The organism is Paenibacillus aurantius, from assembly GCF_032268605.1.
In the GTDB taxonomy this organism is placed as follows: Bacteria; Bacillota; Bacilli; order Paenibacillales; family NBRC-103111; genus Paenibacillus_AO; species Paenibacillus_AO aurantius.
The window spans coordinates 1,717,604-1,744,573 of the sequence record NZ_CP130318.1 but is presented as its reverse complement, the minus strand read 5'-3'; the positions used below and the strand labels follow the sequence as shown (position 1 = coordinate 1,744,573).

Annotated in this window: 25 protein-coding genes; 3 read left to right on the top strand and 22 right to left on the bottom strand. The window is 56.4% G+C overall.

What is annotated here, in order from left to right:
• Positions 1 to 9 precede the first annotated feature (9 nt).
• The 12 genes from mltG to cymR all read right to left on the bottom strand — a co-directional run bounded on the left by mltG (position 10) and on the right by cymR (position 9,300).
• Complete coding sequence (gene mltG, locus MJA45_RS08370; RefSeq protein WP_315606809.1) at positions 10 to 1,086, bottom strand: endolytic transglycosylase MltG; 1,077 nt, start codon at positions 1,084 to 1,086, stop codon at positions 10 to 12.
• A 125-nt stretch (positions 1,087 to 1,211) separates the two neighbouring features.
• Positions 1,212 to 1,523 carry a DUF1292 domain-containing protein gene (locus MJA45_RS08365; RefSeq protein WP_315606808.1) on the bottom strand — a complete coding sequence of 104 codons (312 nt, stop codon included), beginning with the start codon at positions 1,521 to 1,523 and terminating at the stop codon, positions 1,212 to 1,214.
• A 2-nt stretch (positions 1,524 to 1,525) separates the two neighbouring features.
• Positions 1,526 to 1,828, bottom strand: a complete 303-nt coding sequence (locus tag MJA45_RS08360; protein WP_315606807.1) for a DUF1292 domain-containing protein — start codon at positions 1,826 to 1,828, stop codon at positions 1,526 to 1,528.
• An 8-nt stretch (positions 1,829 to 1,836) separates the two neighbouring features.
• Complete coding sequence (gene ruvX / locus MJA45_RS08355) at positions 1,837 to 2,256, bottom strand: Holliday junction resolvase RuvX (RefSeq protein WP_315606806.1); 420 nt, start codon at positions 2,254 to 2,256, stop codon at positions 1,837 to 1,839.
• 18 nt (positions 2,257 to 2,274) lie between these two features.
• Positions 2,275 to 2,535, bottom strand: a complete 261-nt coding sequence (locus tag MJA45_RS08350; RefSeq protein ID WP_315606805.1) for an IreB family regulatory phosphoprotein — start codon at positions 2,533 to 2,535, stop codon at positions 2,275 to 2,277.
• A 135-nt stretch (positions 2,536 to 2,670) separates the two neighbouring features.
• Positions 2,671 to 5,295 carry an alanine--tRNA ligase gene (gene alaS / locus MJA45_RS08345; RefSeq protein ID WP_315606804.1) on the bottom strand — a complete coding sequence of 875 codons (2,625 nt, stop codon included), beginning with the start codon at positions 5,293 to 5,295 and terminating at the stop codon, positions 2,671 to 2,673.
• A gap of 97 nt (positions 5,296 to 5,392) precedes the next feature.
• The gene (locus MJA45_RS08340; RefSeq protein ID WP_315606803.1) at positions 5,393 to 5,524 is read right to left on the bottom strand and encodes a hypothetical protein; all 132 of its coding nucleotides are present in this window, start codon (positions 5,522 to 5,524) and stop codon (positions 5,393 to 5,395) included.
• 110 nt (positions 5,525 to 5,634) lie between these two features.
• Positions 5,635 to 6,705 carry an AI-2E family transporter gene (locus tag MJA45_RS08335; RefSeq protein ID WP_315606802.1) on the bottom strand — a complete coding sequence of 357 codons (1,071 nt, stop codon included), beginning with the start codon at positions 6,703 to 6,705 and terminating at the stop codon, positions 5,635 to 5,637.
• Positions 6,706 to 6,898: 193 nt separating this feature from the next.
• Positions 6,899 to 7,096, bottom strand: a complete 198-nt coding sequence (locus tag MJA45_RS08330) for a hypothetical protein (RefSeq protein WP_315606801.1) — start codon at positions 7,094 to 7,096, stop codon at positions 6,899 to 6,901.
• 11 nt (positions 7,097 to 7,107) lie between these two features.
• Complete coding sequence (locus MJA45_RS08325; protein WP_315606800.1) at positions 7,108 to 7,623, bottom strand: PRC-barrel domain-containing protein; 516 nt, start codon at positions 7,621 to 7,623, stop codon at positions 7,108 to 7,110.
• A 102-nt stretch (positions 7,624 to 7,725) separates the two neighbouring features.
• The gene (locus MJA45_RS08320; RefSeq protein ID WP_315606799.1) at positions 7,726 to 8,871 is read right to left on the bottom strand and encodes a cysteine desulfurase family protein; all 1,146 of its coding nucleotides are present in this window, start codon (positions 8,869 to 8,871) and stop codon (positions 7,726 to 7,728) included.
• A 9-nt stretch (positions 8,872 to 8,880) separates the two neighbouring features.
• The gene (cymR, locus tag MJA45_RS08315) at positions 8,881 to 9,300 is read right to left on the bottom strand and encodes a cysteine metabolism transcriptional regulator CymR (RefSeq protein ID WP_315606798.1); all 420 of its coding nucleotides are present in this window, start codon (positions 9,298 to 9,300) and stop codon (positions 8,881 to 8,883) included.
• 310 nt (positions 9,301 to 9,610) lie between these two features.
• Between cymR and mnmA the strand changes: the two genes are divergently transcribed.
• A complete protein-coding gene (mnmA, locus tag MJA45_RS08310; RefSeq protein WP_315606797.1) occupies positions 9,611 to 10,729 on the top strand; it encodes a tRNA 2-thiouridine(34) synthase MnmA in 1,119 nt (372 codons plus the stop codon).
• Between the two features lie 200 nt (positions 10,730 to 10,929).
• Positions 10,930 to 11,241 (top strand): DUF2905 domain-containing protein, encoded by a 312-nt coding sequence (locus MJA45_RS08305; RefSeq protein WP_315606796.1) that lies wholly within the window; start codon positions 10,930 to 10,932, stop codon positions 11,239 to 11,241.
• A gap of 88 nt (positions 11,242 to 11,329) precedes the next feature.
• On the opposite strand, the gene MJA45_RS08300 is transcribed toward MJA45_RS08305, so the two are convergent.
• From MJA45_RS08300 to MJA45_RS08265, 8 genes are all read right to left on the bottom strand, one after another.
• Positions 11,330 to 12,649, bottom strand: coding sequence for a replication-associated recombination protein A (locus MJA45_RS08300; RefSeq protein WP_315606795.1), 1,320 nt, complete (start codon positions 12,647 to 12,649; stop codon positions 11,330 to 11,332).
• A gap of 146 nt (positions 12,650 to 12,795) precedes the next feature.
• Complete coding sequence (locus tag MJA45_RS08295; RefSeq protein ID WP_315606794.1) at positions 12,796 to 13,545, bottom strand: tRNA threonylcarbamoyladenosine dehydratase; 750 nt, start codon at positions 13,543 to 13,545, stop codon at positions 12,796 to 12,798.
• Between the two features lie 39 nt (positions 13,546 to 13,584).
• Positions 13,585 to 15,363 (bottom strand): aspartate--tRNA ligase, encoded by a 1,779-nt coding sequence (gene aspS / locus MJA45_RS08290; RefSeq protein ID WP_315607967.1) that lies wholly within the window; start codon positions 15,361 to 15,363, stop codon positions 13,585 to 13,587.
• A 57-nt stretch (positions 15,364 to 15,420) separates the two neighbouring features.
• Positions 15,421 to 16,671, bottom strand: a complete 1,251-nt coding sequence (gene hisS, locus MJA45_RS08285) for a histidine--tRNA ligase (RefSeq protein WP_315606793.1) — start codon at positions 16,669 to 16,671, stop codon at positions 15,421 to 15,423.
• 610 nt (positions 16,672 to 17,281) lie between these two features.
• Positions 17,282 to 19,240: an FAD-dependent oxidoreductase gene (locus MJA45_RS08280; RefSeq protein WP_315606792.1), complete on the bottom strand. Its 1,959-nt coding sequence runs from the start codon at positions 19,238 to 19,240 to the stop codon at positions 17,282 to 17,284.
• A 195-nt stretch (positions 19,241 to 19,435) separates the two neighbouring features.
• Positions 19,436 to 19,615: a hypothetical protein gene (locus MJA45_RS08275; protein ID WP_315606791.1), complete on the bottom strand. Its 180-nt coding sequence runs from the start codon at positions 19,613 to 19,615 to the stop codon at positions 19,436 to 19,438.
• Between the two features lie 120 nt (positions 19,616 to 19,735).
• Complete coding sequence (gene dtd, locus MJA45_RS08270) at positions 19,736 to 20,176, bottom strand: D-aminoacyl-tRNA deacylase (protein WP_315606790.1); 441 nt, start codon at positions 20,174 to 20,176, stop codon at positions 19,736 to 19,738.
• A gap of 25 nt (positions 20,177 to 20,201) precedes the next feature.
• Entirely contained in the window at positions 20,202 to 22,382 is a 2,181-nt protein-coding gene (locus tag MJA45_RS08265) for a RelA/SpoT family protein (RefSeq protein ID WP_315606789.1), read from the bottom strand.
• Between the two features lie 224 nt (positions 22,383 to 22,606).
• Between MJA45_RS08265 and uraA the strand changes: the two genes are divergently transcribed.
• Positions 22,607 to 23,893, top strand: coding sequence for a uracil permease (gene uraA / locus MJA45_RS08260; RefSeq protein WP_315606788.1), 1,287 nt, complete (start codon positions 22,607 to 22,609; stop codon positions 23,891 to 23,893).
• 104 nt (positions 23,894 to 23,997) lie between these two features.
• On the opposite strand, the gene MJA45_RS08255 is transcribed toward uraA, so the two are convergent.
• Together MJA45_RS08255 and recJ are read right to left on the bottom strand one after the other, a co-directional pair.
• Complete coding sequence (locus tag MJA45_RS08255) at positions 23,998 to 24,510, bottom strand: adenine phosphoribosyltransferase (RefSeq protein WP_315606787.1); 513 nt, start codon at positions 24,508 to 24,510, stop codon at positions 23,998 to 24,000.
• Positions 24,511 to 24,528: 18 nt separating this feature from the next.
• Positions 24,529 to 26,931, bottom strand: coding sequence for a single-stranded-DNA-specific exonuclease RecJ (recJ, locus tag MJA45_RS08250; RefSeq protein ID WP_315606786.1), 2,403 nt, complete (start codon positions 26,929 to 26,931; stop codon positions 24,529 to 24,531).
• Between the last annotated feature and the right edge of the window lie 39 nt (positions 26,932 to 26,970).

Below are 26,970 nucleotides of genomic sequence, written 5' to 3'. Positions count from 1 at the left end.
CGCCTGCCGTTATTTTTTGCTAAGCTCGATGTTCTTCAAATGCTCGGCATACGTCACGGCAAAATAATGCTTATGCGAGCCGTCCTTCCGGGTTACATAGTACATGTAATCGGTAGCGGCCGGTTCCAGAGCAGCCTCTATCGCGGACAGGCCGGGACTGCCGATCGGCCCCGGAGGAAGCCCTTCCTTGCGGTAAGTGTTATAGGGACTGTCGACCTCCAGGTCCTTCTCCATCACCCGCTCGATGGGTAAGCCCAAGGCATAAATCACGGTGGCATCGATCTGAAGCCTCATGTTCTGTTTAAGCCGGTTGTAGATGACCCCGGCAACGAGCGGACGCTCTTCGGGAACCGCCACCTCCTTCTCGATTAGGGAGGCTACGGTCAACAGCTGGTGGAACGTCATGCCTCTTGCCTTCAGCTTGTCCTGCCACCCTTCAGGCAGAGCCTCCAATTGGCGGGACCATTCGTTCAGCATCCGTTCCAGAATTTGTTCCCCTGTGCTCGATTTCTTCATCTCGTACGTCTCCGGAAACAAGTAGCCCTCAAGCGGGTGCTTGGCTTCCGGAACGGCAGGGAGCGGCTCGGGAAGATGGACGCTTGCGGGAACGGGCTCGTCCGTCAGCTTGGTAAAGCTGGCGGCATCCAGGATGCCAAGCTCGGCCAGCCGGTCGGCAGCTTGCTGGATCGTGAAGCCCTCGGGTATGGTAAACCGGATCATCTCCTCCTTCACGACCTCTCCTTTATTGAGCTTGTCAACAAGGCCGTCCAAGGAGCTGCCGGGCGTCATCTCGTATAAGCCTGCCTGGAATCGGCTGCCCTGTTTCTTGTATTTCACATATCCGGCGAACACGGCGGCGTTCCGCACCAGCCCGCTCTTTTCGAGCAGCCGGGCAATCTGAAGTGTACCGGTTCCTGAGGGAACCGTGACCCGGACAGGCTCCCCTTTCGCGGCCGGCTGAAGATTGGCATAGACGTAGCCGGCCGCCGCTCCGATTATTCCCAGTACCGCGGCTGCGGCTATAAGCCATGCCCTGTACCTCCGCCGTCTAGGGCGAACCGGTGCCTCTTCCTTGCGCTCTTCCACGTAAGCAAACTCCTTTCCCCTTCAGAGGGATCAACGTTTAGGGTTGGGATTACCTTTTAAGGATAGACAAAAAGAGCAGCTTTTACGCCGCTCTTCTCATCCTATCATAGGCATGCTTTCAAAAGCTAATCCTCGTCAAAGGAAAAGGTCATTTCGTCGTACAACTCCGCCATGCTCTCCCACTCTTCGTCGTCTTCGACGGTTTCGAGCAGAAGCCGGCCGCTGCTGTCTTCCCCGATGTGGAACACTTCGACTTCGTCGAGCTTCCTCATCGCCTCCGACTGAAGCACCGCATACTTCCGCTCCCCAAGGGCGAATTCCGCCAGGATCCGGAACGGCTTGGAATCTCCCTTCCCGGTATCCAGAACAACTTCTTCGCCGTAAGTGTGCTTGAGCAGATCGAGCGGTTTGACGTCACTAACCCGGTACTCCGGCATGCTTACCCCTCTTCTTCCTCGGATTCAGCCATCAAGGTGTTGAAGGTTTCTTCCACGATATTCCATTCCTCTTCATCATCGATGGTGAAGAGCTGGAGGTCGTCGCCGTCTTCCTCATAACGAAAAGCATAGACTTCGTCCGTTTCTTCGTCTTCGGCCGCTTCCACCGGAACGACCATCATGTACTTCTTGTCGGAGCCGTCCACTTCGAATTTCATGATTACTTCGAATTCTTCTTCGTTGCCCTCGTCATCCGGAATATAAATGATTTCCGGCTCTTCCATGTTCAACTCGTCGTTTGCCATAGATAACCTCACCTCTTCGTCTTGGAATCGAGAAAATTTTGAAGAATAAGCGCCGCCGCCATTTTGTCGATGACCAGCTTTCGTTTCTTTCGACTGACGTCCGCTTCTATTAATGTACGCGTTGCGGAGACCGTAGTCAATCTTTCATCCCAAAGGTGGACCGGCAAAGATAGTATTTCCCTTAGCCTTTCCGCGAATTCCATGCAGATCTCTCCGCGGGGGCCTATCGAACCGTTCATATTCTTCGGGAGACCGACGACGATTTCCGTCACCTCGTATTCTTTAACAATTTGCTTCAGGCGATTCATATCCTGCTCTTCGTTCTTCTGTCTGCGGATGACTTCCAGCCCTTGGGCCGTCCAAAGCATCTCGTCGCTTACGGCAACGCCAATCGTCTTGTCCCCGTAATCCAACCCCATGATTCTCATGGCCCAACTCCCGGCTTTTTACTTGTTATGCTGAAGATAAGAGCGGACAAGCTCTTCGATCAGCTCATCCCGTTCTCTTTTGCGGATGATGCTTCTTGCGTTGTTGTGTCTGGGGATATAGGCCGGATCGCCGGACAGAAGATACCCGACAATTTGGTTGATCGGATTGTAGCCCTTCTCCTGAAGGGAATCGTAAACGGAAAGGATCACTTCCTTGGGCGAGTTCTCCAAGCCGTCCGCTTTGACGTCAAATTTCATTGTCTTATCCATGGAACTCATAACCGGCACCTCCCGAATAACTGGATTGATCTAGAAAAAGCTGCGGCCTATAGTAGTGATATATTCTTCACGACTGGGCGAATTCCTGTCATTCCCCAAAAATTCCTTCCTCTTTCGCCTTTGGAAAGGAAAGGATTACCGCTGAGCGGCTATCCATTCCTCCGCCTTACGTAGGGCGTCTCCCAGCTTGGAGGTGTCCTTGCCTCCGGCTTGCGCCATATCCGGACGGCCGCCGCCGCCTCCCCCGCAGGCCGCCGCCGCTTCCTTGACAATTTTGCCGGCATGGAAGCCTTGGCTCACGAGATCAGGGGTAACCGCCGCGACAAGATTGACCTTGTCATCCGCCGTGGAGCCAAGAACAATGACGCCGGAGCCGATCTGGCCCTTCAGCTCATCCACGGTCGTCCGCAGGGAATCCATGTCGGCCGAGCCAACCTGGGCGGCCAGCACACGAACGCCTCCGATCTCCTTCACCTGATCGATCAGGCTTCCGGCCTCTACCCGGCTCAGCTTGCTCTTCAGCGACTCATTCTCGCGGCCGAGGTCTTTTAGCTGCTGAAGCAGCCCGTCCACCCGCTTGGGCACTTCAGCCGTATTGGTTTTGAGGAGACCGGCGGCCTGCTTGAGCAGGTCGAACTGCCCGTCCATATATTCGTAGGCATGGCGCCCGGTAACGGCTTCGATCCGGCGGATGCCGGAGCCGATTCCGCTCTCGCTCACCAGCTTGAAAAGTCCGATTTGCGAAGTGCTTCCTACGTGGCAGCCCCCGCACAGCTCTATGCTGTAGTCGCCAACCCGGACAACCCGGACGATATCGCCATATTTCTCTCCGAACAAAGCCATGGCCCCCATCGATTTGGCTTCGGCAATGGGCATCAGGCGGATATCAAGCGCCGTTCCGGCCCAGATCTGGCGGTTGACCCGCAGCTCGATGTCCTGCAGCTCTTCGGGGCTGATGCTCCCGAAGTGGGAGAAATCGAACCGGAGCCGGGAAGCCGTGACCAATGATCCCGCCTGGTTGACGTGCTCGCCCAGTACTTCTTTGAGCGCCTTGTGGAGCAGGTGGGTAGCGGTATGGTTCTTGATAATGTCTTCCCGCAAGGAGCGGTCGACCATAGCCTCCACCGTCTCGCCTTTGCGCAGCGTTCCCTTTACGATCCGAACCGTCATGACGTGCTGTCCGTGCGGGGCCTTGGAGACATCCTCCACAACGGCCTCTACACCCGAAGCCGTAATCGTTCCGTGATCGCTGATCTGACCGCCGCTTTCCGCATAGAACGGGGTACGGTCGAGAATAATGCGGCACGTTTGCCCTTCCCCGGCCAAATCCACCATCTCGTTATTGAGCACAATGGCGAGAACTTTAGCATTAGTTACCAAATCATTATAACCAACAAACTCGCTTTTAACCGTTAAGTCCGCCAGCGGACCGCCCTGCACCTTCATGCTTTCCGTGTCCTGGCGTGCGGCACGCGCTCTCTCCCGCTGCTCTTCCATGGCGCGGTCGAAGCCTTGCCGGTCTACCGTCAATCCCTGCTCCGCGGCGTAATCCTCGGTCAGATCGAAGGGAAAGCCGTACGTGTCATACAGCTTGAAGGCATCGGGTCCGGAGATCCGGTCGACTCCTTCCTCGCGGGCCTTCTCCGTCAGGTCGGCCAGAATGGCCAGTCCATCGGACAACGTCTCGTGGAACCGCTCTTCTTCGGTGCGGATTACTTTCTCGATAAACTCGCGCTTCTCCACCACCTCCGGGTAGTAGCCGCCCATGATCTCTCCTACAACGGGCGTTAGCTTGAACAGGAAGGGCCTGTCCATGCCGAGCACTTTTCCGTAGCGGACCGCCCGGCGGAGGAGGCGGCGAATGACATACCCTCTTCCTTCATTCGAAGGAAGAACCCCGTCGCCAACGGCGAAGACGACCGTGCGGATATGATCCGCTATTACTTTTAACGCAATATCGGTCTCTATGGATTCCTTATACTTCACACCGGCTTCCCGGCAGGTCGCTTCTATGATGGGAGTGAACAAGTCCGTGTCGAAGTTCGAATCCACATTCTGCAGAATGGAAGCAAACCGCTCCAGACCGGCTCCGGTATCGATGTTCTTGTTGGGAAGCGGCGTGTAGCTGCCGTCCTTGTTATGGTTGAATTGGGAGAACACCAGGTTCCAAACTTCGAGGAAGCGCTCATTCTCCCCTCCCGGCCAGCATTCCGGATCGTTCAGATCGCCATAAGCCTCGCCGCGGTCATAGAAAATTTCGGTGCACGGGCCGCACGGGCCTTCGCCGATGTCCCAGAAGTTCTCTTCAAGCTTGTAGATGCGGTTCTCCGGCAGGCCGATTTTCTTGTTCCAGAAATCATAAGCCTCCGTGTCCTCAGGATAAACGGTTACCGACAGACGCTCCGGGTCGAAGCCGATCCACTTGGGGTCGGTGAGGAACTCCCACGCCCACGTAATGACTTCTTCTTTAAAGTAATCCCCGATGGAGAAATTCCCGAGCATTTCGAAGAACGTATGGTGGCGGCGCGTTTTGCCCACATTCTCGATATCGTTCGTGCGGATGCACTTCTGGGCGTTCGCGATGCGCGGGTTCTCCGGCTTCACCCTTCCGTCGAAGTAGGGCTTCAGCGGGGCCATCCCCGCATTGATCCACAGGAGGGAAGGATCGTTATGCGGCACGAGCGGAGCGCTCGGTTCGATCTTATGCCCCTTCTCCGCAAAAAACTCCAGCCATTTCCGGCGTATTTCACTTGCTTTCATTTTGAATGCCTCCATTTGCCTAATAATCGTTCCGAACCCCAAAAAACAAAAAAACGCCCCTGAAAACAGGGACGAATCATTCGCGGTACCACCCTGGTTATTGCCCATCACGTTTTCCATGAGCAATCGCCTTGTCCGGACGATAACGGGTCCAACCGGTGGAGTTCATCCACGCTCCGGAACCGGCGGGGCTTTCCTTCGTCATGAAAGGTTCTTTCAGCAGCGGCATCCGCATGGACACCGTGAACCTTCTCTCTGGCCGACGGGCTAAAGCCTTCTTGTTCCATCTGCGCTTTGTTACGCAAATTATAAGGGATTCTCTTCCTTCATGTCAACTTTTCAGGTCGTTCGCCGGTGGATGTAATACCCGTAAAAATGCTGGACAAGCACTTTCAGCACGGCGAAGAAAGGAACCGCTAGAATCAGCCCGACTACGCCCGCAAACTCTCCCCCGACCAGAAGGGCAAAAATGATCGTGAGCGGGTGCATGTGCAGCGTCCGGCCCACCACCTGCGGGGAAATGACGTTTCCTTCTAGAATCTGCACCGCCGTATTGACGATGATGACGTAGACGACCATCTTCCAGGAAACCGCCGCCGCCATCAAAATCGCCGGAGCCGCCCCGAAGAAGGGGCCGAGATACGGGATGATGTTCATGAGCGCCACCACGCTCGCCAGCAGCAGGGGGTACGGCATGCCGATGATCCAGTAACCAATGTAGGCGAGCAGCCCGACGATCACGCAGACGAGCAGCTGACCGCGGATGTAATTGCCGAGCGCCCGGTCGATGTCGAGAAACAGCTTCACGGTCTGTTTGCGGTGTTTCTTGGGGACACTGGCCAGAATTCCCCGCTCGATGACCTGGAAATCCTTCATAAAATAGAAGGCCAGGAACGGGATAATGAACGCCACGAAAAGCATGTTGATCGTATTGCCGATCCCGTTGATATAGTCCGTGATCATGGTCGACACGCCGGTTTCCATCTTCGTAAGCGCCCGGTTGATCCCCGCTCGTACGCTGTCGGGAAGATAACGGTTCTCGTTGAAATCGTTCATGATGCTTTGGGCTCTCACATTCAGCTGCGGCATGTGTTCGTTCAACTCCATCAACTGGCGGATGAACATGGGAATAAGATTCATCAGAATAACCGTCATGGAGGTAATGAAGACGGCATAAATCAAGAGAACGGCCACGGTTCTCGGTACCTTGCGGTGATGCAGCAGGTTGACCACCGGGTTCAGCACGTACGAAATCATCAAAGCCACGGCAAACGGCATCAGGACCGCCTTCAGAAACAGATAGACGCCGGAAACCAGCGGCCGGAGCTGGGCGAACATGTAGAGGACGGCCAGACTCAGCAGCGTATAGACCAATGCCCGGAACCACCGGTTCCTCGTAAACATATCCACTTCCCCCACCTCGCTAGCCGTCTTGTCCCTGTCTTACGGTTAAGCTAGTATATGTGAAGAGAAGCCAATTTAAGCGTGCCCTTCTATGAAAATGTTTGTCCCGTTTCCCGGAAACGGCCCCACAAAAAAATCCGGGTTTGATCCAAACCGCCCGGCCGGCGGCTTGGATCAAACCCGGATTGGATTCCCAGCGTTAGTTGACATGAAGCTGAGGAACCGATTCTTCAAAGAAGAGATCGTCCAGCGAGCTCAACGTCCCGTCCTCTTCGACCTGAAAGACGGACATTTTCTCTCCGTTCACGGTCAATTCGATAAAGCAGCCCCAGCAATAAAACTGGTGGGAACCAATTTTCCCAATGTCCTTGGAATTGCAGTTTGGACAGCGCATCATCAATGATCACCCTATTCCTGTTTAGTGAGTGGTTTAACTTCCAGTTGGCATTGAACCGGGACAAGGATGCAATCTTCGCCCATCACTGCCTTTCCGGGTAAGGGAAGCCATTTGCGTCCCTCGGTTATGTCGGACAGAAACCCGTCGGTCAATTCAAAACCTATTATTCTTTTATCCAATTCTTCCGGGAAATAAACATCCTCGGTTAAGCCTAATTGAACTCCATTGACGGTGATCACGGGCAGACCCGATAATTTTCGCCGTCCTTCCAGCAAAAATATGGCTTCGTCCGAATCCGAACATTCTGTGACAGCCTGTCCGCCATCGACCGTAACGGCATCCTCGCCGATCGAATAGGCATCCTCCCAGCGGATGCAGCGGGGAGCGGTAAACCAGGTTTTGGTTTCGAGCAAGAGAGAAACCGCCTCCCAGTCACCACCCATCACGAGGTCCTTGACCGTTCCCAGCTGCTTTCCCGAACGAAGATCGATGACCGGCAGTCCTATTATTTCCTTAGCTTTGCGCATTCCGTCCCTCCTGACCGGTTCCCGATCGGCCGTTTCTATCATTGTTGGCCAAAACCGGGACGGCTATTCCGAGAGGGGAGAAGCAGGCGGACTCCCGCCAGGTTATGTATTACGGATTCGGCGTACAATGGTTGCAGTTTCTTGCGCCGCCCGATGAACTTCTTCTTCCGTCGTTCCAGGCCCGAAGCTGAAGCGTACGGCCGAGCGCATAACCTCCTCCGGAAGGTTCATCGCTTTCAATACGTGGGACAGCTCCAAGGAACCGGAGGTGCAGGCGGAACCGCTTGCCGCGGCAATGCCGGCCAGGTCGAGATTCATCAGCATGGTTTCAGAGGATACTCCGGGAAAGCTGACGTTGAGAATATGGGGCAGCCGGTGGTCCGGATCCCCGTTAATGACGAAGCCTTCCTTGGTTAAAGTTTGCTCAAGTTCCCGAATCATAACGGTTCTTAAGGTGTTAAGCTTGTCTCTCTTCGCCGGAAGATCTTCATAGGCAAGCCTTACCGCTTCCGCAAATCCGACAATCCCTGCTACATTCTCGGTTCCGGCCCGGCGGGAACGTTCCTGGGTGCCGCCGAACAGCTGGGGGGACAGCTTGGTTTGGCCCGCTGCATAGAGCGCTCCTATCCCTTTGGGTCCTTGAATTTTGTGAGCGGAGAAGCTCATTAAATCAACGGGAAGCTTATTTAAATCCAACTCCTCCACGCCTAAAGCCTGAACCGCATCCACATGAAAAGGAATGCCGTGCTCCCGCGCAAGGTTGCCGATTTCCCGGATGGGCTGAAGGGTGCCTACCTCGTTATTGCCGTACATGATAGAGATCAGGATGGTATCGGGGCGGATGGCCGCCCGGACGTCTTCGATGGAGATTCGTCCGGTGGAGCTTACAGGAAGGTAAGTTACACGGTAGCCTAGCTGCTCTAACCGGCGGCAGCTGTGGAGAACGGCATGGTGTTCGATTTGGGAAGTGATGATGTGACCCGGGGAGCCGGCAAGGGAAGCCGTCCCGAATAAAGCAAGGTTGTCACTCTCTGTTCCTCCGCTTGTGAAGACAAGCTGTCTCCCGGGGAAGCCGAGTCGGGCTCCGATGGTATCCCGCGCCTCCCTAACGGCATTTTGAGCGGACCGCCCGAAGGCATGAAGGCTTGAAGGATTTCCGAAGCCATGCGTTAGATAAGGCATCATCTGTTCCAGCACGGCCGGATGAAGAGGGGTGGCAGCGGCATAATCCAGGTAAATGGGATTCATGAAAACCCCCTAAATGTAAAACATATAATTATCGGTTTGGCCCTCGTCCTTGAACGTGATCAGCGATTGCAGCGTCGTCGAATCCAGCACGCCGGCAATGCTGTCGCGGATACGGACCCACAGGTCCCGCTTCGCCGGATCGTCCTCATCGGTGAAATCGACCGGACTGATCGGTCCTTCCAGCACCCGGATGATGTCCCCCGAGGTGATCTCTTCGGCCGGCTTGGAGAGGATGTACCCGCCGTATGCTCCCCGTATGCTCTTCACGAGTCCTGCGTTGCGCAGCGGCGCGATCAGCTGCTCCAGGTAGTGCTCCGAGAGCTGGTGCTTTTCGGCGATGCTTTTCAGAGAGGTGGGCCCTTCCCCGTACTTGACGGCAAGCTCCATCATGATCGTTAAACCGTAGCGTCCCTTGGTTGAAATTTTCACAGCGGCACCTTCTTTGCATTATAGTCTACTAGGATTAAAAGAATATTAATTTCTGCCGGCTGTCCGCCTGAAATTTTGGTAAGCCTCTATATAAAACAGCGGAACCTTATAAGCATAGCCCAAAATCTTCTGTCCGAAACCGTTAGCTTTCCATAATTTCGTAAAAACACGGCGGAATGCACGCCTTTCTCCATCGGTTACTATGGTAACATAATCCGAACAAACATGGGAGAGCAACAATGACAACTTCATGAAAATAAATGTGGTACAATAAGAAACAGTTTCTTACTTTAAAGAGAGGTCGATTTCTATGACAACCCATATAGATAAACCGCGTGTCGTGCTCGGCATGTCGGGAGGCGTCGACTCCTCCGTAGCCGCTCTTCTCCTTAAGGAGCAGGGCTATGAGGTCATCGGGATCTTCATGAAGAACTGGGATGACACGGACGAGTTCGGCGTTTGCACGGCGGAGGAAGATGCCGCGGATGTGCGCCGCGTCTGCGCCCAGATCGGCATCCCCTGCTACACCGTCAACTTCGAGAAGGAGTATTACGACAAGGTCTTCTCCTACTTCTTGGACGAATACCGCAAAGGACGCACTCCCAATCCCGATGTCATGTGCAACCGGGAGATCAAGTTCGGCGAGTTTCTGAACAAGGCGCTGGAGCTTGGGGCGGATTATATCGCAACCGGCCATTACGCCCGGGTGGAAAAAGCAGAGGACGGCTATCGTCTTCTGCGGGGAGTCGATTCCAATAAGGATCAGACCTATTTCCTGAACGCCCTCAATCAATACCAGCTGTCGAAGGCCATGTTCCCGATCGGCCACCTGCCGAAGCCCAAAGTACGCGAAATCGCCGAGCAAGCGGGCCTGGCTACCGCGAAGAAGAAGGACAGCACCGGCGTTTGCTTTATCGGGGAGCGCAACTTCAAGGAATTCTTGAGCCAATACCTTCCCGCCCAGCCGGGTGAGATGCGCACCTTCGCCGGGGAAGTAAAGGGCCGCCACGAAGGCCTTATGTATTATACGCTGGGTCAAAGGCAGGGCCTCGGCATCGGAGGGTCGGGCTCGGGCGAACCATGGTTCGTGGCGGACAAGGATCTGGAGAACAATATCCTGTATGTGGTTCAGGGCGAGAAGGACGAAAGCCTCTATTCCACCGCTCTGCATGCGACGGATATAAACTGGATCAGCGGACATCCTCCGGCTGGTCCCTTCCAGTGTACCGCCAAATTCCGGTACCGCCAGCCGGATCAAGGTGTCACCTTAGAATGCAGCCCGGACGGGACGGCTCATGTCGTCTTCGACCAAGACCAGAAAGCCATCACCCCGGGGCAGGCGGTCGTTTTCTATGACGGAGAGGTTTGCCTGGGCGGAGGAATCATCGACAAGGTGGTCAAAAAGGCCGGGCTCCCCGCCGGGAAGTAAGCAAGTGAAAGAACATCCAGCAAATCCGGCAAAAAGCCGGAAGCAGGCCCTCTGCTTCCGGCTTTTTGCTTTGCAAGGCCTGATTACGTAAGCATAAAACCTTTGTTTTGTAAAGGGGTTCGGTTCAATTTCTTCAAGAGGGGTTAAGGTAATGGTACTTGTAAAGGCGTCCGAACTTTCCACTCAAGGAGGAATGATCCATGCATCCATTCGTCAAAGGGTTGCTTTATGGAGGAACTTCCCTGTTGGCAGCCGGGCTGTACTGGTATATAAGCGGCTGTTTTTTTCATATGGGGAAGCTGCCGGGAGATCTGGTTTTCGTGAAGAATCACGTTTATTTCTATTTTCCGCTCATGAGCACCATCCTGCTCAGCCTGTTCGCATCCGCGATTCTGGGCTTCCTGCGGCTCCTCCGGCTGGTGAAGGCCAGACAGCCGGCTGCGGTTCGGGTCCACAGCCAACCCGGTATGTCCGGTCAAAGGTGGACCGGACCGATGCAAGGCCAGCGCTGAACGCTTGGTAACGGACGGAAGATTCATAACGGGCTTGGCGACACCAAGCTGCTGGCTGTGGGAGCAGTCTTAGGTCGGATAGATAGCATTAGGACGAAGCGGGCCGGTTGCGCCGGCGCTGCTGGTTAACCTTCATCTTCTCTTCCATCCCCTGCTCGCTAGCCTCGAAGAACACTTCCTTCCCGAGATTGTCCGGAAGGTATGGCTGGTCCACATAATGCCCGGGGTAATCATGCGGGTACCGGTAGCCGACGTATCCGAGCTTCGCGGCGCCGCTGTAATGCGCGTCTCTTAGGTGATGCGGGACTTCTGCGGATTTCAGCCGGTCAAACGCGGCCGTTATTTTGGAGAGCGTCACCGGTATGGAATTCGACTTGGGGCTCTCCACCGCAAACAAGATGGCTTGGGCGATCACATATTTGGATTCGGGCCAGCCGATCTTGTGGTAGGCGTCCATGGCCGTGACGGATTGGACCATCGCCTGCGGGTTGGCGAGGCCGATGTCCTCGCTGCTTGCCACGATGAGCCTCCGCAGGAAGGTCATCGGGTCCATGCCGAGCTTCTCGACGGCATAGAGGAACCAGAAGAGCGCGGCGTCGCTTGAGCCGCGGATGCTCTTGTGAAAAGCGGAGAGGACATCGTACTGGGTGGACTCGTCCGCTTTGATCGTGGGACGGCGAATCGACTCCTCCGCGACCTCGAGCGTGAGGCGGATGGTGCCGTCCGGCGCCGGCGGCGTCGTGAGCGCGGCGAGCTCGAGCGCATTGAGCGCCCGGCGGATATCGCCGTTCGCCATGCGCGCGATGTGCTCGAGGGCTTCCTCGTCCGCCTCCAGCGGAAGGAAGCCCAGGCCGCGCTCGCCGTCGGCCAGCGCCCGGCGCATGGCGGTCAGCGAGTGCTCGTGCGTCAGCGCGTGCAGCTCGAAGAGCGTCGACCGCGAGAGGAGCGCGCCGTTGACGTGGTGATACGGGTTCTCCGTGGTGGCCCCGATGAAAATGATGATTCCCTGCTCGACGGCAGGCAGAAGGGCATCCTGGCGGGCCGTGTTGAACCGGTGAACTTCGTCTAGGAAGAGAATCGTTTTGCGGTTATAGAGGGCTTTGGTCTGCTTTGCCTGCTCGATGACCTCCCGCACATCCTTGACGGAGGCGTCCACGGCGTTCAGCTTCACGAACTCCCCTTGGGTCCGGTGGGAGATGATATGGGCGAGCGTCGTCTTGCCGGTCCCCGGAGGGCCGTACAGCAGGATGGACGAGATCTGATCGGCCTCGATGGCCCGTCTCAGAAGCTTGCCCGGCCCCACGATGTGTTCTTGTCCAATATACTCATCCAAGGTTAACGGACGCATCCGGTCGGCAAGGAGCTTGGCCCCCGGTGTGTTCTCGGCCTGGTAAGAAAACAAATCCAAAGCGTTCACGATCCTTTGCTGTCGGGCTTGAGGACAAGCCTGAAGGGTGATGAAGCGAATGAGCATGGAAACACAAAAAAGGCATGCCGCCCGTCCGCGTAGAACGGGTTGCATGCCTTTAGTATACCATTCGGAACAAACGTTTGTCATTGGATGCCCTTCGACGCCAGAAGGTCCCGGACCACTACACTGGCGGCAATCAGACCCGCCACGGAAGGCACGAACGCATTGCTGGAAGGCGGCTGCTGGGCTTTGCGGATCTCGGAGGCCGCATTCCCGACTACCTTGGTCACTTCCTCGCGAGGTTTGATCGGCTCCTCCGTAGAGAAGACGACCTTAACCCCCTTGTGTATCCCTTCCTTGCGCAGCTTCTGACGGATGACCCGGGCAATCGGGTCCATGGTGGTCTTGGAAATATCGGCAACCTGGAACCGGGTAGGGTCCATCTTATTCGCGGCGCCCATGCTCGAAATGAGCGGAATCTTCCGCTGCAGGCACTGCTTGATGAGATGAATCTTGTACATAATCGTGTCTGAAGCATCCACGACATAGTCCAGCGGATACTCGAACAGCTTCTCATAGGTTTCTTCGGTGTAGAACATCCGCAGGGCGATGGCCTCGCATTCCGGGTTGATGAGGCCGATCCGTTCCTTCATGAGCTCGGCCTTAGGCTGGCCGACAGTGGTCAGCAGAGCGTGAATCTGCCGGTTGACGTTCGTGATGTCCACGACGTCCTTGTCGATCAGAATGATCCGGCCGACCCCTGTGCGGGCCAGGGCCTCCGCCGCGAACGACCCGACTCCCCCGATTCCCAATACGGCTACGGTGCTGTTCTTCATGATGTCCAGGCCTTCCGGTCCCATGGCAAGCTCATTGCGGGAAAACTGATGCAGCATGCTGGCTCCTCCTTTTCTCGGATGTGGCCTTCTTCCTTGTTACGCCTTGCCGGCCGGCTGCTTGATCGCAACCTTGATCGAAAGCTGCTCCAGCTGCTTCTCCTCTACCGGTCCAGGGGCATCGGTCAGCAGGTCTGTGGCGCTGGCCGTTTTCGGGAAGGCAATCGTTTCACGAAGATTGGTGCGGCCGGCAAGCAGCATCACCAGGCGGTCAAAGCCGAATGCGATTCCGCCGTGCGGAGGGGTGCCGTATTCGAAGGCTTCGAGCAGGAAGCCGAATTTCTCCTGGGCTTCCTCCTTGGAAAAGCCGAGCGCCTGGAACATTTTCTCCTGAACATCCCGCTTGTAAATCCTCATGGAGCCGCCGCCCACCTCATAGCCGTTCAATACGAGGTCATAGGCTTGAGCGCGGATTTGGCCCGGGTCGGTGTCAAAATAATGCACGTCCTCTTCACGCGGACGGGTGAACGGATGGTGCTCCGCCACATAGCGCTTCTCTTCCTCGTCGTAGCCTAACAGCGGGAAGTCCACGACCCAGGCGAATTTGTACTGGCTCTCGTCGATCAGGCCAAGCTCGCGGCCGATCTTCAGGCGCAGGTTGCCGAGCACATCGGCTACCACTTTCTTGTTGTCCGCGGAGAACAATAGAACGTCGCCGTCCTCGGCTTCCAACCGTTCGGTCAGGGCCGCAATCTCTTCCGGAGTTAAGAACTTCACGATCGGTCCTTTCCACTCTCCGTCCTTCACTTGGATCCAGGCCAGGCCTTTGCCTCCGTAGCGGGCCGCGAACGGCTGAAGGTCGTCGAGCTCCTTGCGGCTCCAGTTTCCGCAGCCCTTGGCGTTCAGAGCCTTGACCTGACCGCCGCCGGCGATAACGGAAGCGAATACCTTCACCCCGCAGTTCGCCACGAGGTCGGAGATGTCCTTAAGCTCCAGGCCGAAACGCAGGTCCGGCTTGTCGGAGCCGTATTTGCCCATGGCGTCCGCATAGGTCAGGCGCTGGAACGGACGGGGAATGTCCACGCCCTTGGTTTCCTTGAACAGGCGGGCCACCAGCTCTTCCATCATGTCCTGCAGCTGATCCTGGGTCAGGAAGGACGTCTCGATGTCCACCTGCGTGAATTCCGGCTGGCGGTCGGCGCGAAGGTCCTCATCCCGGAAACAGCGGGCGATCTGGTAGTAGCGCTCCAGTCCTCCGACCATGAGCAGCTGCTTGAAGATTTGCGGCGATTGCGGCAGGGCGAAGAATTCGCCCGGATGCACGCGGCTTGGCACCAGGTAGTCTCGGGCGCCTTCCGGAGTGCTCTTGGTCAGGATCGGCGTCTCGACCTCGATGAACCCGTTCTCGTCCAGATAGTCGCGGAACACTTTGGCGGCCTTGGACCGGAGCCAGAGCGTTTTCTGCATTTCGGGACGGCGCAGGTCCAGATAGCGGTATTTCAGTCGAAGGGATTCGTCGATTTCAATGCCGTCTTCGATGAAGAACGGAGGATTTTTGGCCTGGTTGAGAATTTCGATTTCGGTGACCTGCACCTCGATTTCTCCGGTCGCCAGGTTCGGGTTCTTCGTCTCTTCGTCGCGCTCGACCACCTTGCCTTTCACAGCCAGCACGTACTCGTTCCTAGCTTTGTCGCCCGTTTCAAGCGCTTCTCCCGAGAAATCCGGATTGAAGACGATCTGGATCAGCCCGCTGCGGTCGCGCAGGTCGATAAACAGCACCCCGCCCAGGTCGCGGCGTCTTTGTACCCATCCGTTCAGGACGACAGTTTCCCCTACGTGTTCTTTGCCTAATGCCCCACAATGGTGCGTTTTCATCATAGCCATGTTCTTTCCTATCCCCTTACTTTTATAGTTTGCCTGCTGGTTTCAGCCGGATTAAGCCTGCTTCAAATAGTCGATCAGCCCGTCCAGCGGAACATTCGTCTGCTCTCCGGTCGCCATTGTTTTGACGGCCAAGATTCCCTGGATCAATTCGTCCTCCCCGAGGATGGCCACATAACGCGCGTGATACCGGTCGGCGGATTTCATTTGGGCCTTCATCTTGCGTCCCAGGTAATCTTTCTCCGCCAGAAGACCGGCCCCCCTCAGCTCATAGAGCAGAGGAACAGCCCTTTTCTCCGCCTCGTCCCCCATGGCAACCAGGTAGACGTCAAGAGGCGGCTGGGCCGGGATTTCTACTCCCTGGGCTTCGAGAATGAGGAGGGTACGCTCCAAGCCGAGTCCCAAACCGACCCCCGGCTGGTCGTTTCCTCCAATTTGCCCGACGAGTCCGTTATACCGGCCGCCGCCTCCGATCGTATCGATCGCTCCGATTCCCTCCGCCTTGTATTCAAAAGCGGTATGGGTGTAATAATCCAGCCCCCGAACGAGACGGGGGTTGATGTCGAACGGGATGCCCATGCCGGTCAGATAGTACTGGACTAGCCCGAAGTGGGTCCGGCATTCTTCGTCGAGCGAATCCAGAATGGAGGGGGCGCCCACGAATTTGTCCTGGTCCACCTTGCAGTCGAGCACCCTAAGCGGATTGCGGTCGATGCGGGATTGGCAGTCCTTGCACAGGGTCTCCCTCATCGGGTTAAGGAAAGCAAGAAGCGTTTCCCGGTAAGCCTCTCTCGATGCCGGGTTCCCGACGGAATTGATCTCCACCCGAAGCTCGCGGATGCCGACCTCCTTGTAGAAGGTGTAGCCAAGGGCGATGACCTCCGCGTCGATCGCCGGGTCGGTGGCCCCGAACGCCTCGATCCCGAACTGGTGAAGCTGCCGGTACCGCCCAGCCATGGGACGCTCATAGCGGAACATCGGCCCGATGTAGTACAGCTTCGTAACGTCCGGCTCGGCGTACAGCTTGTTCTCCACGTAGGATCGAACCACTCCGGCCGTTCCCTCCGGGCGAAGCGAGATGCTGCGGTCTCCCTTGTCAAGGAAGGTGTACATCTCCTTCTCGACGACGTCGGTGGTCTCCCCTACCCCGCGCTGGAACAGCTCGGTGTGCTCGAAGATCGGGGTACGGATCTCCCGGTAGTTGTACCGCCGGCAGAGCTCGCGTGCTTTGTTCTCCAGGTACTGCCATTTCTCCACCACTCCCGGGAGAAGATCCTGGGTGCCTTTGGGCTTCTGAAAGCTCATCTATGTGACCTCCTTTGAAATTACGGCTGGCCGGATCCAACCGGCGAAAACTAAAAAATCCCCCGCCCCTGACATCAGTCAGGGACGAGAGATTGACAACCAATCACCCGCGGTACCACCCGGATTCGGGATCATTCATGTCGAGCCGGCCGGCCTGTGCCAGCGTTCCAGCTTGGAATGCATCCCCTCTTTGCGGTTAACGCCCGCTATTACGCCTGATGGCTACTGGCGAAGCTGCCTAAACAGCGTTCGGTTTCCCCACAGGTTCTCCGGGAGGTCTAACAATCGCTCGTCCACGGAAGCTTTCAGCCGGAGGCTTCCTCTCTGAAGTGGCGGTTTCGAATGCCTTTATCCCTTCAACGAATCACAGAATCAAACAGAATTTAGTTATGATTGTAAGTTCCCACCGTGCAAAAGTCAAGCCCGTATCCGCTGCTTGCCGAAAACAAACAAAGAGACCTGCGATTTCGATCCGCAGGCCTTAAAGGAAACTATATGATTAAAAGGGGGTCATGTTTGTAGTATAGCGCCCGGACATTAAAGGATGATGAAGCGCTCGTTACAGTTATATTACATTTCATTAAGGCTTCTTATCTAACCCCGAAGAGCATCAGAACCGGACATTCGCCATCGCTTCCAGCACGTCCTTGAGAATCAGATAAGACTCTCCTTTGGTCAGCTTCTGCTTGTCGGTGATGAGGCTGACGGTCTTGTCGGTGACTACCCGCATCGAAACCGCCTTCTGCTCCGCCTCCTCGGGAGTCGTCTGGATTCCCGCGAGAAGGGCGGCCGTATACACCGCTTGCTTGTATGTCAGAGGCTGCTTGGCCGGCTCTCCCGTCACCTGCTTGAGAGCTTGAGACGGATCGCCCTTCAGCGCCGGGGAGAATACCCGCTTCGCGGTGAGAAGAAGGTTAACGAAGCCTTGCGGATTCGCCGCATCATCCAGCTTAAAGTCGTTCGCCACCTTGTCGTGCACCGAGCCTACCATTCCCAGGTAAACCGCGGCTTTGAGACCCGGATACGCCTTGTGCTTCATGTATTCGGTGCCCGGCTTGCCATCCGCCGAGAACGGCTTCAGGTCCATTCCCTGCTTGTTCAGAGTATCTTGCAGCCGGCTGATCAGGTCCTTCTTGTCCGCCATCTGGCGGAAGGTGACCCCTTGGTCAATGGCGATTTTGGCCGCCGCTCCCGCCGCCTGGGCCGTGGCCATCCCGACCGGGATGACGCGTGCACTTCCGTGAGCGAGAGAGTCAAAGCTCGCGCTGCGTCCCACCACCAGCAGCCCGTCCACAGCCTGCGGCACAATGCTGCGAAATGGAATGGCATACTTGTAAGGAGCGAGAATTTCGAGCCCGTTGTCCTGTGGAGAGATCCTTTGCAGGTCTACCCGGTAGGAGCCGAAGGCGATCCGGTCCGGGAAATCCCGGTTTTCCAGCACATCGATGATGCTAAGCCGGTAAAGACCCTTAATGTGGCGGGTCTCCCGCACATAAAGCTCGGGCGCCATTCCGCCCAGCTCCAGATTGGCGAATTCCGGATAGAGCTTCTTCATATACGCCAGAATATGGGGCAGCTCGTTCTCGGCCAGCTTGAAGGCTTTCGCCCGCGAAGCGGGATCGAGCGGGTCAATGCCAAAAATCTGCATGGCATTGATCAGGATCGTATCGTCATTCTGCCGGCCGACATTAAGCCCGCGCATCTTGATCTGGTCATGGGTCGGAGGGTATTTCTGCATTTCTCCGAAGCCCCAGGCGGAATGTTCGTCCGCCCCCGTTTCGCTGCTGTTGTCATTGTCCAGCCGGATCCGCACCTGCTTCCAGAACGCGTTGTCCGCATTCTTCAGACGGAAGACGACCGTGACGGCCATGCGGTCATCCGGCCGCTTCAAATCTTCCCGTCCCACGGTGTAGGGAACGCCGGCCGCGGCCGCCAGATCGGCGTCCTGTGTCGCGTCGATGACCTCCTTAGCGTGGATGGTCTGCTTGCTACCATTCTGCAGCGTGACTTGAATGCCCTCGAGAAGCTTGGTGCCCTCCGTTCCGTCCTTCATCAGAGGCTCGATGGCTTTGTTTTTGAGGGAAACGTCAATGTTTTTCTCATTCCTGACAAGAGTATGGAAAGCGTTGGCCCCCGTGTTGATGTCGAAGGACGTGCCTTCCACCATATCGTACCATTCTTTGAATATTCCATTGTTGTAGACGGCTCTTCTCTGGCCGGGAAGCGCCGAAGGTTTATCGCTGTCATAGTTGTTGTCGATCATGTTGAGCCACCCCAGGGTCATGAGACCGCCGAGGATGTCCCGGTTCTTTCCGTCGATCAGCAGCGTGTGCAAGCCGTTCCGGGCTGCGGAAACGGCCGCCGCCACGCCTTCCGGGTCGGTCCCCACTACTATGACATCATAGCTGTCCTTGGGCTTCGCGACGGTATCCACCTTCGTCAAAGGCTGGGCCACTCCTTCCGAAACGGAAATGCCCCCGCCGTATTTCTCCTTGTAATACAGGTAACTCCCGCCCACCGCCAAAAGGACGATAAACGTTGCAACTAACGTAATCCAAGCTCTCCGCATCAATTCAAACCCCTCAACCTAAGAATTAGAATGCCTGCGCCTGTGTAGGCTCAATCTTCCCTAGTTTAACATAAGTTGAAGAGGGAAGGAATTTACCAATATGTCAAAAAGACCTGCCGTTTCCAAGGGAAACCCGCAGGTCTTCTCGCTTTGGTGGACCTCCGCTTTCCATAAGCCGTCGAAAGGTTCGGCCGTTTACCGGCGCATCGTTCTTGGGACCAGCTGGACAACCTCGACAGGCTGCATCGCGTTTTCTTCGAAGGGAGGGCCTCCGTTCTCCCGGCCCAGCTCGGATACGGTGCTTTCCCCATAGGGGGCGGGCAGGGCTATAGCCACGGCGGACAGGAGGAGGGCTTCTTTGGCCGACCGGCGCATGCGAATCACGGCTCCTTTGCAGGGATTGCCTCTAGTTTCTCCTGAAAGCGGGCCGCATATCCCTGGACCCTCCAAAGCCGAAAGCCCGGGGGCTTCCTCCCGGGCTTTCCACGTAAGTGCTCATTTGCTGTCGATGATCAAGGTCACCGGTCCCCAATTGACCAACTGGACGTCCATCATCGCGCCGAAAACGCCCGTTTCCACCATCAAGCCGGTCTCACGCAGGAGGCCGTTGAAGCGTTCATACAGCTCCTCCGCCTGTGCGGGCCGCGCGGCCGCCATGAAATTCGGCCTCTTTCCTTTGCGGCAGTCTCCGTACAGGGTAAATTGCGAGACGGACAGGATCTGCCCGCCGATGTCCCGAACGGAAAGATTCATCTTCTCCGAGTCATCCTCAAAAATCCGAAGGCCGGCCACCTTATCGGCCAAGTACCGAGCATCCTGCTCCGTATCCTCATGGGTAATTCCCACCAGGACCACCAGTCCCTGCTCTATGCTTCCCGTAACCTCACCGTCTACGGTTACGCTCGCGGCTTTGCTCCTCTGAACAACCACTCTCATGTCCGGTTCACTCTCTTCTGTAACGCTAGGTTTGCATAATCCGCGTAACGGAATAGACATCCTCGATCCGCTTGATTTTCTCGACGACTGAGTGAAGATGATCGATATTCCGAATGAGGATCGTCATATGAATAAGGGCCATCTTGTTCTTGTCCGAACGGCCCGAAACGGCCGAAATCATCGTCTTGCTCTCCGATACCGCCTGCAGCACCTCGTTCAGCAGCCCCCGGCGGTCGTGGCCGGTAATCTCGATCTCGACACTGTAATTGGCCTCGACCGATTCCGCCCATTCCACCTCAATGACCCGGTTACCTTCTTCACCGTCCCCAACGGGAATGTTCGTGCAGTCGGCCCGGTGGACGGACACTCCCCGTCCGCGGGTAATGTAGCCGATAATACCGTCTCCCGGAACCGGGTTGCAGCAGCGGGCGAACCGGACGAGCAGGTTGTCCACACCCTTAACCTGAACGCCGTGGGTCGGCCGGCTCTTCTTCTCGGGAGCGGCCTTTACTTCCTTAATCTCGCTCGTCAGCTGAATCTGGGCGGCTTCCTCGTTCTCCTTGCGGAGCTTCTCGGTCAAGCGCGTGCAGATTTGAGCGGCGGTAATTCCGCCAAAGCCGACGGCCGAGAGCATGTCATCCGTGTCGTTGAAATTAAACTTGTTGGCGACCTCAAGCATCTTGTCATCGGTCATCACCGTGACCGGATCCAGGGCAAGGCGCTTCAGCTCACGCTCGATCGCTTCGCGGCCTTTGCCCACGTTCTCTTCCCGCCGCTCCTTTTTGAACCACTGCTTGATTTTGCTTCGGGTATGGGAGGATTGGGCGATCTTGAGCCAGTCCTGGCTGGGGCCGTACGAATGCTTGGATGTGAGAATTTCGATAATATCCCCGTTCTTCAACCGATGATCGAGGGGAACGATGCGTCCGTTCACCTTGGCTCCGATGGTCCGGTTCCCGACTTCCGTATGGATGCGGTAGGCAAAATCAAGCGGGACCGAGCCGGCAGGCAGCTCAATAACCTCCCCTTTCGGGGTGAAAACGAAAACCAGATCGGAGAAGAAATCCATCTTCAAGGACTCCATAAATTCCGAAGCGTCGTTCGTCTCGCTCTGGAGCTCGAGGATTTCGCGGAACCAATGCATTTTGTCCTCGAAGTTGCCGGTCGGCACTACCGTTCCTTCCTTGTAGGCCCAGTGCGCGGCGATCCCGTACTCCGACGTGCGGTGCATTTCCCAGGTCCGGATCTGAACCTCCAGCGGTTCTCCTTTAGGCCCGATCACGGTGGTATGAAGCGACTGGTACATGTTCGCCTTCGGCATCGCGATGTAATCCTTGAACCGCCCCGGCATCGGCTTCCACAGCGTGTGGATAATGCCAAGGGTTGCGTAACAATCCTTGATGTTGTCCACAATAACACGGATGGCCAGCAGGTCATAGATTTCATTAAACTGCTTGCCTCTGGTGGTCATCTTCTTATAGATGCTGTAAATATGCTTCGGGCGTCCGGAAATGTCGCTGTCTATGCCCATCTCCGACACCTTGTCTTTGATGTTATGGATAACGTCCTGAATATACTGCTCCCGCTCCGTCCGTTTCTTCTGCATGAGATTGACGATCCGGTAGTACTGCTGCGGGTTCAGGTAACGGAGGGCAATGTCCTCCATCTCCCACTTGATGGCGGATATCCCGAGCCGGTGGGCGATCGGACAGAAAATCTCCAGCGTTTCGTCCGCAATGCGGCGCTGGCTCTCCTCCGACTGGTATTTAAGCGTACGCATATTGTGAAGCCGGTCGGCAAGCTTAATCAGAATGACGCGGATGTCCTGGGCCATCGCCACGAACATTTTGCGGTAGTTCTCATTCTGCTGCTCTACCTTCGACTTGAATTTGATTTTCTCCAGCTTGGTCAGCCCGTCCACAATCATGGCGCACGTTTCGCCAAAATGCTGCCGGACGACTTCCAGGGATACGGTTGTATCCTCGACCACATCGTGCAGAAGAGCGGCGATGATCGAGGTTGCGTCCATCTGCATGTTAACTAGGATGTCGGCGACAGCGAGCGGATGCAGAATATAGGGCTCCCCGGATTTGCGAACTTGTCCCTCATGGGCCTGGTCGGCGAATTCGTAAGCTTCCTGTATTCTTTTCAGATCGCTTTCCTTGATGTAGGCGGATGCCTTGCCGATTAACTGCTCAATGCCCATTGACAAACCCTTTCCGTTTGCATGTTTTAATCCATTATGCCCCTGAACCCGTGACTTCGTCAAGAAACGAGTCGTTTGACCCCCGCGGGCAAGAAGAGCCGCCTCTCAATGAAGATATCGTCGGATTTTGTCAAAAACCCTCTGCCCATCCGGTTTCTTTTCTGTTAAGATAAGCGATGGTGAATTTTACCCTATCCGTTAACTTTCCAAAGGAGGATCCCCCATTGTCTCGTGTCATCCAAGTGAATGAACGGCCGTCCGCCGCCGAATTCATTCCCTTAAGCCTGCAGCACCTGTTTGCCATGTTCGGCTCGAACGTGCTGGTGCCCATCTTATTCAAGGTGGACCCGGCCGCCATTCTGCTCATGAACGGAATCGGCACTCTGCTCTATCTTCTGATCTGCCGCGGGAGAATTCCGGCGTTCCTCGGGTCGAGCTTCGCCTTCCTGTCGCCTGTCTTCCTAGTGCTTTCCAAGGGTTCTTACGAAGCGGCGCTGGGCGGCTTTATCGCCTCCGGGATCGTCTTCATTCTGGTGGCCCTGATCATCCGCGCGGCAGGAACCGGCTGGATTAACGTGGTCTTCCCTCCGGCGGCGATGGGAGCCATCGTCGCGGTCATCGGCCTGGAGCTGGTTCCGACCGCCGCCGATATGGCCGGACTCATCCGTCCGCTGAACAATCCTCCGGCTGACTGGAGCATGAACGCCAATACCGTCACTGTCTCCGTCATTACGCTTCTCGTCACGATCCTTGGCAATGTGCTGTTCCGCGGCTTCCTCAAGATCATCCCGATTCTGATCGGGATCATCGTCGGCTATATCGCCGGATGGCTGTTTGGGATGGTTGACTTTACTCCTGTAGCCCAGGCCGCCTGGTTCGCTCTGCCGGATTTCCGTACCCCGGTCTTCGACTGGGCGAGCATCGCGGTTATTCTGCCCGCTTCTCTCGTGGTCATTGCCGAGCACATCGGCCACCTTATCGTCACAAGCAACATTGTAGGCAAGGATCTGGCGAAGGACCCCGGGCTCGATCGCTCCCTGATGGGCAACGGCATCTCTACGGTGCTGTCCGGCTTTGTCGGGTCCACGCCGAATACGACCTACGGGGAGAACATCGGAGTACTGGCGCTGTCTAGGGTCTACTCGGTATGGGTCATTGGCGGCGCAGCCGTTTTCGCCGTCCTGCTCTCCTTCCTCGGTAAGCTGGCCGCCCTGATCTCCACGATTCCTACGCCGGTCATGGGCGGGGTGTCCCTCCTTCTCTTCGGGGTCATCGCCTCTTCCGGGATCCGGATGCTGGTGGAAGCCAAGGTGGATTACAGCCGTCCCGTTAACCTGATTCTGACGACAATCGTTCTGGTCATCGGAATCAGCGGCGCTACCTTCACGTGGGGCAACTTCTCCTTGAAGGGTATGGCGCTGGCCACGGTGGTGGCCATCGTTCTGAGCCTGCTCCTTAAACTCTTCGAAAAAATCGGCTGGAGCAACGAATCCACCGATTCGGCTCATTAGCCCTTCCCTTCGCGGAAATGAAAAAGCCTGTTCCGGTTTGCGGAACAGGCTTTTTTTAATGGCTAGGTGTTTTATGCAGTCGATAATCCGAGGATGCCCCAGGTCTAGTACTTAACCAGCGAGAACACGTCTACGCCTTCCAGCTTGTCGCGCCCGTTCAAATAGCCGAGCTCAATAAGGAAAGCCGCTCCGACGATTTCTCCGCCGAGCTGTTTGATCAGCTTGATCGTGGTAACAAGAGTACCGCCCGTAGCCAGCAGATCGTCAGCGATGAGCACCTTCTGGCCTTTCAGGATGGAATCCTTGTGAACCGCCAGCTTGTCCTTGCCGTATTCGAGCGAATAGTCGGCTTCGATCGTTTCGCCGGGAAGCTTGCCGCTTTTGCGGATGGGCACGAAGCCAACACCCAAGGAATAAGCAAGGGGCGCCCCAATGACGAAGCCCCGGGCTTCCGGACCGGCTATCAGATCAATCTCCTTATCGGAGACGGCAGCCTTCATGGCGTCGATGGCTTCCCGGTAAACCGGCCCGTTCTTCAGCAGGGTGGTAATATCTTTAAAACGGATTCCCGGCTGCGGGAAATCCGGAATGACGCGAATGTGTTCTTTAAAATCCATGTGGGTAGGTGACCTCCGTTAATGAGTTTTGGGGACAGACTGAAGCAGCAGGCGGGTCAGCTCGGCGGCTGAAGAATAAATCAGCTGCTGCTCCACCTCCTGAAGCCGCTGCCTTTGACGAAACCGCTCCGATTGGGTGAATTCCTTCTTCGCCGGAGCAGGAACGCAGCGGTAATCGGTCCCCGTATATTCGACGAGTGACAGCTCTTCAAACACTTCCATAATAAACTTAACGAGCGGCCGAGACAAGCCCGAGCGTTTACTGAAATAATTCAGGGGATCTTCCCGGCTGCCCCGGTATGTATTCTCCTGCCGGACGACGGCATACACCTGCTTGAACATGTCCCGGGTGGGAAGAATCGACTGATCGGCACTAGGATATTCCCGGAATACGGCATAGATTCGCTCCACGCCCCCTAGCGAGCCCAGAACGGCTTCCAGCTGCCCGATACTGCGGGGAAGGGAGTAAAGAACCAAATCCCGGACGGCGCCCGGTTCGGCAGCCGGATCGCCCGGCTCCAAGGAAACGATCGATCCGTCCTCTTCCGCCATCCAAAGGCGGGCACCGATGGAATCGGCCAGCCGCATAGGCTGGCGCTGGTCCCCCTCGCTGAATACCAGGAGAACCCGGGATACGGTGGCTTCCTCCTGTTCCCTCCACGCCTTCCACCGGTTGTCCGGATCCTGAATGCCCCTCCAGTCGAATACCTGAACGTCGGGAACGCGAATGTCCTGGATGATGAGCTGGGATTTCTTGGATCCGTTCCATTCGTTAATGGAAAGCTCCCCGAGCACGTCCACCCGGGATGTGGGCGAGATGCGCTCCGAGAGGAAGCTTTTGCCAAAGCCGAGGGCATCGATGGTACAGCCGTCTTCCGTTTGGTGGGCCAGCTGAAATTTAATGTGCTGCTGTTCCTTGCCCATGACCTTGCGGTCGAGCACCCGAAGGCCGTGAAAGGCGAATTTCGGTGTGGGGTTGCCCATCCCAAAAGGGGCCAGCTTCTCGAGCTGCCGGATCCACTTCATCGGATCTTTGTCCAGCTCGCACTGAAGATCCACGTTAAGCACGGGCTGGTAGTCCTCTTCCGTCAGCCATTCCGAGGCGAGCCGCTGCATGCGCTCTCTGAACTCAGCCAGGTTATCGGCGTGAAGCGACATGCCGGCTGCGGCCTGATGGCCGCCGTAGTGGGTAAACAGCTCGTTGCAACGGGTCAGCGCCTGGTACAAATCGAAGCCCGGAATGGAGCGAGCCGACCCTTTGGCCATGCCCGTTTCGGGATTAATGCCGAGCACGATGACCGGACGGTAATACTTCTCCAGCAGCTTGGAAGCGACAATTCCGATGACCCCGACATTCCAGTTCTCCTTGGCGACCACGAGCACCTTGTCGTGCCCTTCGGCGATCGACTCTTCCGCCAGCTTGACGGCTTCTCCGGTCATGTCCGTGACCAGCTGCTGCCGTTCCTTGTTGAGCCCGTCCAGGACGAAGGCCAGCCTCTCCGCTTCCTGCTCATCCTGAACCGTCAGCAGACGAACGGCGTCCTCCGCCCCTTCGAGTCTCCCGCTGGCATTGATCCGAGGGCCTAGGCCAAAACCGATATGTCCGGCCGTCACCTCTCCCCGGTCGACTCCGCACAAGCTGAGCAGCGATTTGATGCCGGGGTAGGCGGTCGTTCTCATCCGTTCCAGGCCCAGCTTCACCAGTGCGCGGTTCTCGTCCTGCAGCGGCATCAAGTCGGCTACCGTTCCGATTGTCGCGATTTCGAGAAGCTCGACGGGGAGCTCTCCTAGGAGGGCGTGCGCCAGTTTAAAAGCAACCCCGGCCCCCGCCAGCTGCTTGAAAGGATAGGGACAGCCCGGCTTCTTGGGGTTAATGACGGCCAAGGCTTCGGGAAGCTGTTCCGGCGGCTCATGATGGTCCGTTACGATAACCTCCAGGCCCAGTGACCCGGCGTAGGCAATCTCCTCCCTAGCGCTTATCCCGGTATCCACCGTGATGATCAGATCAACGCCCTGCTCCTTGGCGAGCTCCATCGCCTTCTTGTTTAGGCCATAGCCTTCGTGAACGCGGTGAGGGATGTAAAAGTCGAACCGGGCCCCGAGCCTCCGGAACAGGTGAATGAGCAGAGACGTGGAGCTGACGCCGTCCGCATCATAATCTCCGTATATTCGAATGAATTCCCCGTGTTCCAAGGCCCGTTTGATCCGGCGGACGGCGGTTTCCATCCCGTCCATAAGAAAAGGATCATGGAAATGATCCTTTCCCGCCTGCAGGAACCGTTTGGCCTGCTCTATGGTAGTAATGCCGCGAACCGCCAGCAGCCGCGCCACGACCGGCTCCACTTTAAGCTCGTGGGCCAATCGATCGGCGACGGCAGGGTCCGGCTCGCTGATGTTCCATCTGGCTTTCGAATAAAGCATGTAATCTCCTTTCGTTTTGGCGGTATGCTTAACCCCTTC